General features: G+C 52.1%; 12 protein-coding genes. 8 read left to right on the top strand and 4 right to left on the bottom strand.

What is annotated here, in order from left to right; translation table 11 throughout:
* Positions 1 to 9 precede the first annotated feature (9 nt).
* Positions 10 to 651 carry a TetR/AcrR family transcriptional regulator gene (locus BM025_RS03820; RefSeq protein ID WP_085847842.1) on the bottom strand — a complete coding sequence of 214 codons (642 nt, stop codon included), beginning with the start codon at positions 649 to 651 and terminating at the stop codon, positions 10 to 12.
* 280 nt (positions 652 to 931) lie between these two features.
* On the opposite strand from BM025_RS03820, the gene BM025_RS03815 reads away from it, so the two are divergent.
* Both BM025_RS03815 and eno read left to right on the top strand, forming a co-directional pair.
* Positions 932 to 1,345, top strand: a complete 414-nt coding sequence (locus BM025_RS03815; RefSeq protein ID WP_085847843.1) for a Fur family transcriptional regulator — start codon at positions 932 to 934, stop codon at positions 1,343 to 1,345.
* A gap of 187 nt (positions 1,346 to 1,532) precedes the next feature.
* Positions 1,533 to 2,810 carry a phosphopyruvate hydratase gene (gene eno / locus BM025_RS03810; RefSeq protein WP_085847844.1) on the top strand — a complete coding sequence of 426 codons (1,278 nt, stop codon included), beginning with the start codon at positions 1,533 to 1,535 and terminating at the stop codon, positions 2,808 to 2,810.
* Positions 2,811 to 3,169: 359 nt separating this feature from the next.
* Here the strand turns inward: eno and BM025_RS03805 are convergent, their stop codons facing one another.
* Positions 3,170 to 4,264: an anhydro-N-acetylmuramic acid kinase gene (locus BM025_RS03805; protein WP_085847845.1), complete on the bottom strand. Its 1,095-nt coding sequence runs from the start codon at positions 4,262 to 4,264 to the stop codon at positions 3,170 to 3,172.
* A 70-nt stretch (positions 4,265 to 4,334) separates the two neighbouring features.
* Here BM025_RS03805 and tyrS point away from each other — a divergent pair, with 70 nt between their 5' ends.
* Positions 4,335 to 5,585, top strand: a complete 1,251-nt coding sequence (gene tyrS, locus BM025_RS03800) for a tyrosine--tRNA ligase (RefSeq protein ID WP_085847846.1) — start codon at positions 4,335 to 4,337, stop codon at positions 5,583 to 5,585.
* 145 nt (positions 5,586 to 5,730) lie between these two features.
* Here tyrS and BM025_RS03795 read toward each other — a convergent pair whose 3' ends face one another.
* A complete protein-coding gene (locus BM025_RS03795) occupies positions 5,731 to 6,291 on the bottom strand; it encodes a peptidylprolyl isomerase (protein WP_085847847.1) in 561 nt (186 codons plus the stop codon).
* Positions 6,284 to 6,790 carry a peptidylprolyl isomerase gene (locus BM025_RS03790; RefSeq protein ID WP_085847848.1) on the bottom strand — a complete coding sequence of 169 codons (507 nt, stop codon included), beginning with the start codon at positions 6,788 to 6,790 and terminating at the stop codon, positions 6,284 to 6,286. The genes BM025_RS03795 and BM025_RS03790 overlap by 8 nt, the downstream gene beginning before the upstream one ends.
* 181 nt (positions 6,791 to 6,971) lie before the next feature.
* On the opposite strand from BM025_RS03790, the gene BM025_RS03785 reads away from it, so the two are divergent.
* The 5 genes from BM025_RS03785 (at position 6,972) to BM025_RS03765 (ending at position 12,515) form a co-directional block, all read left to right on the top strand.
* Complete coding sequence (locus tag BM025_RS03785; protein WP_085847849.1) at positions 6,972 to 8,147, top strand: phosphoglycerate kinase; 1,176 nt, start codon at positions 6,972 to 6,974, stop codon at positions 8,145 to 8,147.
* Positions 8,148 to 8,445: 298 nt separating this feature from the next.
* Positions 8,446 to 9,339, top strand: a complete 894-nt coding sequence (locus BM025_RS03780; protein WP_085847850.1) for a fructose bisphosphate aldolase — start codon at positions 8,446 to 8,448, stop codon at positions 9,337 to 9,339.
* Between the two features lie 239 nt (positions 9,340 to 9,578).
* On the top strand, positions 9,579 to 9,881 hold the full coding sequence (locus tag BM025_RS03775; RefSeq protein WP_085847851.1) for an FtsB family cell division protein: 303 nt from the start codon (positions 9,579 to 9,581) through the stop codon (positions 9,879 to 9,881).
* Positions 9,882 to 10,109: 228 nt separating this feature from the next.
* Positions 10,110 to 11,111: a pyruvate dehydrogenase (acetyl-transferring) E1 component subunit alpha gene (gene pdhA / locus BM025_RS03770; RefSeq protein ID WP_085847852.1), complete on the top strand. Its 1,002-nt coding sequence runs from the start codon at positions 10,110 to 10,112 to the stop codon at positions 11,109 to 11,111.
* A 21-nt stretch (positions 11,112 to 11,132) separates the two neighbouring features.
* Positions 11,133 to 12,515, top strand: coding sequence for a pyruvate dehydrogenase complex E1 component subunit beta (locus BM025_RS03765; RefSeq protein ID WP_085847853.1), 1,383 nt, complete (start codon positions 11,133 to 11,135; stop codon positions 12,513 to 12,515).
* The last annotated feature ends 10 nt before the right edge of the window (positions 12,516 to 12,525 follow it).

Genomic DNA, 12,525 nt, shown 5'->3' with positions numbered 1-12,525 from the left:
GTCAGTACTTTAAGAACTGGCTGCGCCGCGCAGGATCATACGTGCGACCCGTGCAAAAGCTTCGTCAAAATCTGTCAACGAGTAGAGCGCTTTGACATCGTCGGGCAACCCTTCAAAGTGCTCGGGCTTTTCTGCGGCCAAATGCGACGCGCCCTGCAGCGCGACAAATAGCGCTTGGGCCAAATCCATAGCCCGTTCGTGTTCCAACCCGCGGGTTTTGATCAGACGGGCCGCAAAGCGTTCCATTTGCACTGCGACCTGACGCTTGGTTTCAATCAAGCCATCGCGGGGCAATGTTGGTTCAATGGTTGTCGTGAAACGCGCCAGCAACGGTAAAAACAACGGGACTTCTTTGGCGGCGATCAACATTTCCGCCGTAAGGGCGGTGTCCATAGCCGCATGAGGCATCACGATTGAGATATATGCCTCTAACGATTTAAGATAAATTTCCGCAAACAGTTCTTCTTTGGTTTCAGCAAAGAGATAAATCGCCCCCTTTGCCAATTCAACGCGCCGCGCCAGTTCTGACATGGAAAAATTTGAAAACCCTGTTTCATCGATCAGTTTGCAGGCGCCCTCCAAAATCTTTTCAATTTGACTTGCATTCGTAGCCTCATCAAAGGCGCGTTTCGAGTTTTCCATCAAAGACATTCAGGCAATCTCCATAAGTTCTACGCACCATTCGCCATAAGGTTTGGGTACCTACACATTCGGTTTTAAAGTCGAGGCAGGATTCGCATGAAAAGGTTAAAAAGAACTTTGGTTTTGCAACTCGCATCAAATTCTAATGATAACGTCCACTTCATCTCTTGCCCTTAGAGAGACCACACAGAGGTTTGAGCATTTTTCAAACGGGTTTGGGTTTGGTAAGGTGGCAAGATGACCGCCCCTGCCTCGATACCCCATTTCGCCAAGACCACTGGAAAACATCATGCCTGATACGATTTTAGACCGCTGCAAACAAAACGGGCTACGCATGACGGGCCAACGTAAAATCATTGCTCAGGTTTTGGATCTGGCAAAAGATCATCCTGCCGTAGAAGAACTGCATGCCCGTGCCCATGCGCAAGATTCAAAGATTTCATTGGCGACCGTATATCGCACAGTGAAAACGCTCGAAGCCTGTGGGATTTTGGAAAAAGTCGAATTTCGGGATGGGCGCGCACGATACGAAGCCGCAGGACGCGCCCATCATGATCACTTGATTGATGTGGATACAGGCAAGGTGATCGAATTTGTTGACCCCGAAATTGAAGCCTTGCAAGACAAGATCGCAACCAAGCTTGGCTATCGGTTGACGGGGCATCGGCTTGAGCTGTTTGGGGTTAAAATAACGTCTGAGTGACAAAACGTTGACACGTTTGGCCAAAGTTGGCCCCAGACTGTCACATTTACACAGGGAGTCCCAAAAAGTGTTACCGCTAACACCCAAAGTGACCTTATGTTAGCGCTCAATTGTTGACGCGCTGTTCTGGCCTGCTATCAAGCGCATGAATGGCCCGTAACCAACCACTTTGAAAAGGGACGCCTACATGAGCACCATCATTGATATCCTAGGTCGCGAAATTCTTGACAGCCGCGGCAACCCAACTGTTGAAGTCGACGTTATTCTTGAAGACGGCACAGTCGGCCGCGCTGCGGTCCCATCTGGTGCGTCCACTGGCGCGCACGAAGCTGTTGAAAAACGCGATGGCGACAAGAACCGCTACCTTGGCAAAGGCGTGTTGGAAGCAGTGGCCTCGGTCAACGGAGAGATTGCAGAAGCGCTTGTCGGCATGGATGTGACCGAACAAGAAGCCATCGACGCTGTGATGTGTGAACTTGACGGCACACCAAACAAAGCGCGCCTTGGCGCCAACGCAATTTTGGGCGTGTCTTTGGCGGCTGCAAAAGCGGCTGCTGATTTCTCTGCCCTGCCTTTGTACCGCTACATCGGTGGCGCATCTGCGCGCGTTTTGCCTGTGCCAATGATGAACATCATCAACGGTGGCGAACACGCAGACAACCCGATCGATATCCAAGAATTCATGATCATGCCTGTGTCAGCCACCAGCATCCGTGAAGCCATTCGCATGGGCGCTGAAGTGTTCCACACTTTGAAAAAAGAGCTGTCCAACGCGGGCTACAACACAGGTATCGGTGATGAAGGCGGCTTTGCCCCTGCGATCAACTCTGCCCGTGAAGCACTTGATTTCATTATGAAGTCTATCGAAAAAGCAGGCTACACTCCGGGCAAAGATATATACCTTGCTCTGGATTGCGCGTCATCTGAGTACTACAAAGACGGCAAATACGAACTCAAAGGCGAAGGCAAATCTTTGTCATCAGCCGAAAATGCTGACTACTTGGCGGCCCTGTGTGACGACTACCCAATCATCTCGATTGAAGACGGCATGGACGAAGACGATTGGGCTGGTTGGAAACTTTTGACCGACAAAATCGGTGACAAAATCCAACTCGTCGGCGATGATTTGTTTGTGACCAATCCTGTGCGCCTGAAAGACGGCATCAAACAAGGCGTGGCCAATTCTATGCTCGTCAAAGTCAACCAAATCGGCACATTGTCCGAGACTTTGAAAGCCGTCGATATGGCTCACCGCGCGGGCTACACCAACGTGATGTCACACCGTTCCGGCGAAACCGAAGACGCAACAATCGCGGATTTGGCCGTGGCAACAAACTGTGGCCAGATCAAAACAGGGTCGCTCTCGCGTTCTGACCGTATGGCGAAATACAACCAGCTGATCCGCATCGAAGAAGAACTCGGCGCTACAGCAGAATACGCAGGAACATCCATCCTCAAATCATGAGGCCGCGAGCCGCGGCGGGCATTATTGGTGCCATGCTGAGGTCGAATGACTAAATTACGAAAGCCCCGCCAATTTGGTGGGGCTTTTTATTAGAAAAAATACCTGCATTCGTAAGATCATCATCAAAAGATGCAAATCTCACATAAACAGTCAGGTCTAATCGCGAGCAACGGACCATATAACAGCCTAATTTACGAAACGCTGGCCTCGCTTCATTTCAATGCTCTCATAGCTTGGAGGCTTACAGCCAAGCTTGATGCCTAGAACGGCCTATTTATTAGGGCCCTAATGATTTGTAATCTCTTCGCCTCAAGCGAAAATTCAACCTACGGGTCACACTCACCTCTAGCTCACCCTTGTCACCCCCGCGACACCCGCCCGCCCCCAATCGCAGCCGCGACGCCTGTGGTCGTCGGGCACGACGTTGGCAGGCCACGGGTGACGCGCATGGCGAGGTAGGCAAAGGCTTGGGCTTCCAACATGTCGCCGTCCAAACCGACCGTCTCGATCGGCACAACGGGGCAATCCACGCCAGCGGCGATCATCGCCATCAGTGTCGCGTTTTTGCTGCCGCCACCACAGACCAGCACCCGTGCAGGCGGGCGGGGGCAATGCTCCATCCCTTGCGCCACAGATGCGGCCGCCATAGCCGTTAAAGTGGCTGCAGCATCGGCGTCGTTTAGATGCGCGACCTGCGCTAAGACATCGTGAAAATCGTTTCGATCAAGCGACTTAGGTGGCATTTTCAAAAAATAAGAGTGACGCATGAACTGACCCAAAAGGGCTGCATCCACTTGACCTGTCGCGGCCAAATCGCCATTTTCATCGTATGATTTGCCCAACCGTGTCTGCATCAGATCGTTGATCGGCGCATTCGCAGGCCCTGTGTCAAATGCCAGCAAAGCGCCCGTATCGGCGGGATTTTCGATCAAGGGATCAACCCACGTCAGATTGCCAACACCGCCAAGGTTCAAAAAAACAACAGGCTCAGTCGCTTTGATATAGCGCGCACAAGCGTGGTGGAAAAACGGTGCAAGCGGCGCACCCTGCCCGCCCATTTTCACATCGTTCGAGCGAAAGTCCCAAACCACAGGCTTGCCCGTGATCTGCGCCAAGACCCCGCCATCGCCCGCTTGATATGTACCAAGCCCTTGGGGATCATGAGCAAAAGTTTGCCCGTGAAACCCAACCATTTCAAACCCTTGCACCTGTGACAATGCTTCAGAGTGCGCCGTTTCGATCAATTCAACCGCAGCCTCGGATGCGGCCCAAAGCCCCAATTGCGACCGTAAAAGGGCTTGTTCAGATTTAGAATAGGCGCGGAAATAACTGTCGCCAAAGTCAAAAATGGTCTCGCCATCTGTGTGCAAAAGCGCCACATCGACCCCGTCCAAAGACGTGCCAGACATGCAACCCGCGACCCAAATCGGCGTAGCTTTGTTTTTCGCTGACATGACACTCTTTCCCTTTGGCGTTTGGCCAGATATATCAGGCATCGCACGCCCTACAAATGGATAATGAGCAATGACATACCACCCAAAATCAGACTTTATGGCAGTGATGATCGAGCGCGGCTTTCTGGCCGATTGCACGGACTATCAAGGCCTTGATGAAGCCCTGAGCAAAGGTGTTGTTTCAACCTATATAGGCTATGACGCCACAGCAGCGTCATTGCATGTTGGGCATTTGCTGAACATCATGATGCTACGTTGGTTGCAAAAAACGGGCCACCAACCGATCACCTTGATGGGGGGCGGCACCACTAAAGTGGGTGACCCAAGCTTTCGCGCCGATGAGCGTCCGCTTTTGACTGACGCAAAGATCAACGAAAACATCAACGGGATGCAAAAGGTCTTTGCAAAATACCTGTCTTATGATGACACGCCCACAGGCGCGAAGATGTTGAACAACGCAGAATGGCTGGATGGGTTGAACTATCTTGAGTTTCTGCGCGACATCGGCAAGCATTTCTCGGTCAACCGGATGTTGTCGTTTGAAAGCGTGAAATCACGGCTGGATCGCGAGCAATCGTTGTCGTTCCTTGAGTTTAACTACATGATTTTGCAGGCTTACGACTTTTTGGAACTCAACCGTAGGTACGGCTGTGTGTTGCAAATGGGCGGGTCGGATCAATGGGGCAATATCATCAACGGTATCGACCTGACGCGCCGCGTTTTGGACCACGAAATCTATGGCCTGACCTCGCCTTTGCTGACCACATCTGATGGTAAAAAGATGGGCAAATCCCAAGGCGGCGCGATTTGGTTGAACGAGGAAATGCTCAGTTCTTATGAGTTCTGGCAGTTCTGGCGCAACACCACAGATGCAGACACGGGGCGTTTCTTGAAGCTCTACACAGAGTTGACCGTCGAGGAATGTGATCGTTTGGGCGCGCTGGAAGGCTCTGACATCAATGAGGCCAAAATCATTTTGGCCAATGAAGTCACAGCGCTTTTGCACGGACGTGCGGCAGCTGAAGCGGCTGAGAAAACCGCCCATGAAGTGTTTGAAAAAGGCGGCACAGGCGATGACCTGCCAACGCTGGAACTCACCGCCGATGATATTGGCGATGGCATTTCTATCGTGCAGCTTTTCGTACGGGCAGGTCTGTCTGGCACAGGTAAAGAAGCAAAACGCCTTTTTGCCGATAACGGTGCGAAAGTGAATGACGCGGACCACAAAGATGCTGGATTTTTGGTAACGGCTGCGGATTTGGCCACCCCAATGAAACTGTCAGCGGGCAAAAAACGTCATGCTTTGATTGTGCTAAAGTAACAAAACTGAGCAGACATAAACGAAAAGGGGCTGCATTTGCGGTCCCTTTTTGCATTCAAATAACGCAAACAAAGCTTATGCCCTTCAAACGCAAAAGGCCCCGCAAACTGCGAGGCCTTGAGCAAAAAATCTATGGCAAATCGACTTAGTCGGTGACAGTCACAGAGACCATTTTATCAGGTTCACCAATCACAGAGCCGTTCGGGCCAGTGCCCTTTTTGATCGCATTGACGATATCCATGCCCTCAGTCACACGGCCTACAACGGTGTATTGCCCGTTCAGATGTGGCGCAGGTGCGAACATGATAAAGAACTGCGAGTTGGCGGAATCTGGGCTTTGCGACCGCGCCATTCCGACAACGCCTGTATCGAAATTCTCATCTGAAAACTCAGCTTTCAGATCAGGGTACTCAGACCCACCACGACCAGCGGCTTGCATTGAAAAGGCATCGCTGCCCATTTTGCCGAATTCGACATCACCCGTTTGCGCCATGAAACCATCGATAACACGGTGGAACACCACGTTGTCGTATGCGCCTTCAGTCGCCAATGTGGTGATATGCGCCACGTGACCTGGGGCCACATCGTCGAGCAAATCAATGTGGATCACGCCGTTGGCGTCCCCTGCAACGGTGATATCAAGCCCGCTGGCAAAGGCTGGTGCTGATGCGAGCACAGCCAAAGCTGTTAGGGTTGATTTAAGCATCAGCCGCCACTTTCATTGAAATCATGCAGTCAGGGTATTGTGCTGGCTCGCCGCGTGTCACTTTGTCGACAGCTTCCATGCCAGAGATCACGCGCCCGTAGACTGTGTACTGGTTGTTCAGGAAGTGGTTGTCGGAAAAGTTGATGAAAAACTGCGAGTTGGCAGAGTCTGGGTTTTGTGAACGCGCTGCACCAAGTGTGCCGCGATCATGTGGCAAGCTGGAAAATTCCGCAGGAACGTCTGGCAAATCAGAGCTGCCTGTGCCGGCGCGGCGAATTTCGAAATCTTTGTTTTGGTTGCCAAACTGAACATCGCCAGTTTGCGCCATAAAGCCATCGATCACGCGGTGAAAGACAACGCCGTCATAAGCGCCTGAGCGTGCAAGCTCTTTCATACGTGCGCAGTGTTGCGGCGCAACGTCTGGCAAAAGTTCGATCACAACTTGGCCATGCTCAAGCTCAATCAGGATTGTGTTTTCTGGATCTTTGATATCGGCCATGGTGTCGTTCCTTGTCTAAAAATAGGTCTGTTTGGCGCGCAATCTAAGGTGCAAAGACGCCAAGGGAAAGAGCAAGTTTCACCTTAGGCGTCCCCCTGCCAAAGATGTGACCATTGACGCGGACGACATGGGCGGGCAAACAAGGGGAAATTCATCCAATAGACCCTGTAAGGATACCCTCATGGCTTGGAAAACGCTCGACGACATGGATTTAGGCGGCAAGATTGTTCTCACGCGTGTGGACATCAATGTGCCCATGGAAAATGGCCGCGTCACAGACGCCACCCGCATTGAGCGCATTAAGCCGACAATCGATGACATCATCGCCAAAGGCGGCATTCCTGTGATGCTCGCGCATTTTGGTCGCCCCAAAGGGGAATATGTCGCCGAACTGTCGCTGTCGCACATTATGCCTGCCGTGACCCAAACACTTGGGCGCGATGTGACATTCATTGAAAAACCAACCCGCGAAGCCCTGGATGCTTTGCCAGCCGGTTCTGTGGTTTTGGTGGAAAACACCCGCTTTACCGCGATGGAAACCGACAATGACCCACGTATGGCGCAGTTTTTAGCCTCGTTGGGCGACATTTTTTGCAACGACGCGTTTTCTGCAGCGCACCGCGCCCATGCGTCGACCACTGGCGTGGCCAAGCTTTTGCCATCCTGCGCTGGCCGTTTGATGCAAGCTGAATTGTCCGCATTGGAAGCCGCATTGGCGCGCCCTGAACGCCCTGTTGTTGCGGTTGTGGGCGGCGCGAAAGTGTCGACCAAACTGGAGCTTTTGGGAAACCTTGTGCGTAAAGTCGATTACCTTGTGATTGGTGGCGGCATGGCCAACACGTTTTTGGCAGCGCAAGGCATCGATGTTGGCAAATCGCTGTGCGAACACGATCTGGCCGACACTGCGCGTGACATCTTGAAAAAAGCGGGCGAAGCAGGGTGTGAAATCATTCTGCCGACCGATGTGGTGATTGCTTGGGAATTTGCCGCCAACACCAAACATGAAACGGTGAACGTCGATGCCTGCCCTGCAGATGCGATGATTTTCGATGCAGGCCCTGCGTCCGTGGCGCGGATCAATACGGTCATCTCAGAGGCGAAAACTCTGATCATGAACGGACCGCTTGGTGTGTTCGAACTTGAGCCCTTTGGCACTGGCACCTTTGCGATGTTGGCGCAAATTGCCGCGCAAACCGAGGCGGGAAAATTGATTTCTGTCGCGGGTGGTGGCGATACTGTTGCAGCGGTGAATGCCGCAGGGGCCGCAGACAAATTCACCTATATTTCCACCGCAGGCGGCGCGTTTTTGGAATGGATGGAAGGCAAAGTTCTTCCAGGTGTTGAAGCGCTCGGGTAGACGCCCGATAACACCAGCCAGACAACACCAAAATAGATCGATAAAGACAGAACACCCGCCTCGTGAGAGCGCGGGTGTTCGTGCGACTCACCCTGTGACTCAGCCCGCGCATACTGGCCCAAAAGAGTGTCAAATTTGACAGTGCCAACAAACCGTTAGCGCAAACAAGACGACTGTTAGCGTAACCATTTGCCCTGTTAGCGCGACCACAATTGCAGGACATCAAAAGCCGCGTTACGCACATCTCAAACTGATGGCTTGCCTCGCCCGTGAGGCCCAGATCAAATGAGGAACTTCCATGTCGATCCAAGAAATGACAGCAAAAATCCGTGACGGACAAGGTTTTATTGCAGCGCTTGATCAATCAGGAGGCTCCACCCCGAAAGCTTTGGCGCAATACGGGATCAAGCCGAACGAATACAACGGCGATCAAGAGATGTTCGACATGATCCACGCCATGCGGTCACGGATCATGATGTCGCCTGCATTCACCTCGGACAAAGTGATCGGCGCGATCTTGTTTGAAATGACAATGGACCGCGACGTGAATGGCAAACCGACACCACAATATCTGTTTCAAGAAAAAGGCATCGTGCCGTTTTTGAAAATCGACAAAGGCTTGGAAGACCCTCAAGACGGCGTCAAATTGATGAAACCCATGCCGGGTCTTGACGATCTTTTGGCCCGCGCCGCGTCATTGGGCGTGTTTGGCACCAAAGAACGGTCTGTGATTGATGCGGCAAATCCTGTTGGCATCAAAGCAGTTGTCGCCCAGCAATTTGAAATCGGCGCTCAGGTGATCAAAGCGGGTCTTATGCCCATGCTAGAGCCAGAAGTGACCATCAGCATCGCAGACAAAGCCGAAGCAGAGGCGATCTTGCGCGATGAAATCATGGCACAGCTTGATGCGATGGATGACAGCAAACAAGTGATGCTGAAACTGTCCCTGCCCACCGTGCCCAATTTCTACAAACCGCTGGTGGATCACCCGCGCGTTTTGAAAGTTGTGTCTTTGTCTGGCGGTTATTCGCGGGAAGAGGCCAACGCAAAATTGGCGCTCAACACCGGTATGATCGCGTCTTTTTCTCGTGCTTTGATACAAGGGTTGAATGCAAAACAGGCAGATATCGATTTTGATGCCATACTTGGCACAGCAACGACAGAAATTCACGCAGCTTCGGTTGCTGGATAAAAATACTCTATTTAGAGACTTCAGACGGGCGCAACACCAAATGTTGCGCCCGTTTTGCATTTAAAAGGTCGACACCTAAATCACTGACTCCAAAGGTTAATACCCAAGCAGGGCCTCATCAGAAAAATTTCGCTTAATGATTCGAAAGGGGATTCACAAAGCGATTCGCCTATGACATAGTCATCCAACGGACCGCCCATAAGAGGTGGCCGCAGCAGAAAATACAGGCAACCCCTATCATGGCGTCTCAACGCAAACGTCCCTCTGTCGCTGTTCTGATATATACAGCCGTAATCGTCACTTTGGGCGGTTACTTCACCTTTGCTTCTGTGCAGGGTGAGTACGGGCTGTTCCGCCGCATTCAAATTGCAGCGGAGCTTGAAGACCTACAAGCGACAAGTGCGACTCTTGCGTCGGATCTTGAAGTCATGCGCAATAAAACGTTGCGCATGTCGGATGATTATCTGGACCTCGATCTTCTCGACGAACAAGCTCGAGATGTTCTTGGGTATGTGCGCGCCGATGAGTTGGTCATTCGCTAAGAGTGTTTCTAGAGCACTCTTAGCGAACCCAATCCTCACACTGCCCTGATTTTTACACTCGGCAACCACCCCAATTCCATATAAAATGGTATCAAATCCATAGCTTTGCGTTCCGCGCATAGCTGCTGCACGCCACGCATGGTAAATTATCCGTGCAATTGAGCGCGCAGTGCTATATAATATAGTTTAACACTAAACTATATCTGCGACTTTGGAGGAGGAAGCCGAATGGCGCCCAAAAAGACCACCGCAAATACAGCGAGCACAGCAAACGTTTCAAAAGACGAGTTGCTCAAGTATTACAAGGACATGCTCCTTATCCGCCGTTTTGAAGAAAAGGCGGGTCAACTTTACGGCATGGGCCTGATCGGCGGCTTTTGTCACCTGTATATCGGCCAAGAAGCCGTTGTTGTCGGGCTTGAAGCCGCGACCAAAGAGGGCGACAAGCGCATCACATCTTACCGCGACCACGGGCACATGCTCGCTTGTGGTATGAACCCTGACGGGGTGATGGCTGAACTCACAGGTCGCGAAGGTGGCTATTCCAAAGGCAAAGGCGGCTCCATGCACATGTTCTCGAAAGAGAAACATTTCTATGGCGGTCACGGCATCGTTGGCGCGCAAGTGCCGCTTGGGGCTGGTCTGGCGTTTTCCGACAAATACAAAGGCAACGACAACGTGACCTTTGCATACTTTGGTGATGGCGCGGCCAACCAAGGTCAGGTCTATGAGACCTACAACATGGCGCAGCTTTGGGACTTGCCGGTGATTTTCGTCATCGAAAACAACCAATACGCTATGGGCACATCAGTGCAGCGCTCAACCAAATCCCCATCCTTGTGGGAACGCGGCGCGGCTTACGGCATCAAAGGCGAAGAAGTCGACGGCATGGATGTGCTGGCGGTGAAAGAAGCGTCCGAGAAAGCTGTGGCACATTGTCGTGCGGGCAAAGGCCCCTACATTTTAGAAGTGAAAACATACCGTTACCGTGGTCACTCTATGTCTGATCCTGCCAAATACCGCTCACGCGAAGAAGTGCAGAAAATGAAAGACGAACGCGATCCGATTGAAGCTGTGCGGTCTTTGTTGCTGACTGGCAACCACGCCACAGAAGAAGATCTCAAAGCGATCGACAAAGACATTAAAGTTGTGGTCAACGCCTCAGCCGAGTTCGCCAAAGCAAGCCCAGAGCCCGCTTTGGAAGAGCTTTGGACAGACATTTACGCCTAATCCCGAGAGAGGAATTCACTCATGGCAATTGAACTACTTATGCCCGCCCTCTCCCCGACGATGGAAGAAGGCACACTTGCAAAATGGCTCGTCAAAGAGGGCGACACCGTTAAATCAGGCGATATCATCGCTGAAATTGAAACCGACAAAGCGACGATGGAATTCGAAGCTGTGGACGAAGGCATCATGGGCAAAATCCTGGTGGCTGAGGGCACAGAAGGCGTGAAAGTAAACGCTGCCATCGCGATCTTGGTTGAAGAAGGCGAAGACGCATCAAACCTGAGCGCGTCTGAACCAGCGGCAGCCCCTGCGGCGGCGGCACCAGCAGCCGTCGAAGATGCACCAGCGGCATCTGTTCCTGCAAAAGCAGCCGCGCCAATCGTGTCAAAAGCGGTTGAACCGGACTACCCTGAAGGCACAGAAATGAAATCCACCACGGTGCGCGAAGCAATCCGTGATGCGATGTCAGAAGAAATGCGTGCCGACGAAAATGTGTTCTTGATGGGCGAAGAAGTGGGCGAATACCAAGGCGCTTACAAAATCTCCCAAGGCATGTTGGACGAGTTTGGTGCCAAGCGCGTGATCGACACACCGATCACCGAGCACGGCTTTGCCGGCATCGCTACAGGCGCGTCATTCGGCGGCCTGCGTCCTATCGTTGAATTCATGACCTTTAACTTTGCGTTGCAAGCGATCGATCACTTGATCAACTCTGCGGCCAAAACATTGTACATGTCTGGCGGTCAAATGGGCGCGCCCATGGTGTTCCGTGGTGCAAACGGCGCTGCGGCTCGCGTTGGCGCACAGCACTCGCATTGTTTCGCCGCATGGTATGCGCAAATTCCCGGTTTGAAAGTCGCGATGCCTTATTCAGCAGCCGATGCCAAAGGTCTGATGAAAACAGCAATCCGCGACAACAACCCTGTGATTTTCTTGGAAAACGAAATCTTGTACGGCAAATCATTCGATGTGCCTGTTCTGGACGATTTCACCATTCCATTCGGCAAGGCGCGCATCTGGCGTGAAGGCTCTGATGTCACCATCGTGTCTTTCGGCATCGGCATGACCTATGCTTTGGAAGCGGCTGACAAATTGGCCGAAGAAGGCATCTCAGCCGAAGTCATCGATCTGCGTACCTTGCGCCCGATTGACTATGACACGGTGCTGACGTCTGTGATGAAAACCAACCGCTGCGTGACCGTCGAAGAAGGCTTCCCAGTGGGCGCAATCGGCAACCATTTGTCTGCGACAATCATGGAACGTGCGTTTGATTACTTGGACGCGCCAGTGATCAATTGCACAGGTAAAGACGTACCAATGCCTTATGCTGCGAACCTCGAAAAACACGCCTTGATCACCACCGACGAAGTCGTCGCTGCGGTCAAAGCCGTGACATACCGTTAAGGAGACTGAT

Origin of the sequence: Pacificibacter marinus (assembly GCF_900109555.1) — a bacterium.
Classification (GTDB): Bacteria; Pseudomonadota; Alphaproteobacteria; order Rhodobacterales; family Rhodobacteraceae; genus Celeribacter; species Celeribacter marinus_C.
This window is presented reverse-complemented; position numbering and strand designations above follow the sequence as displayed.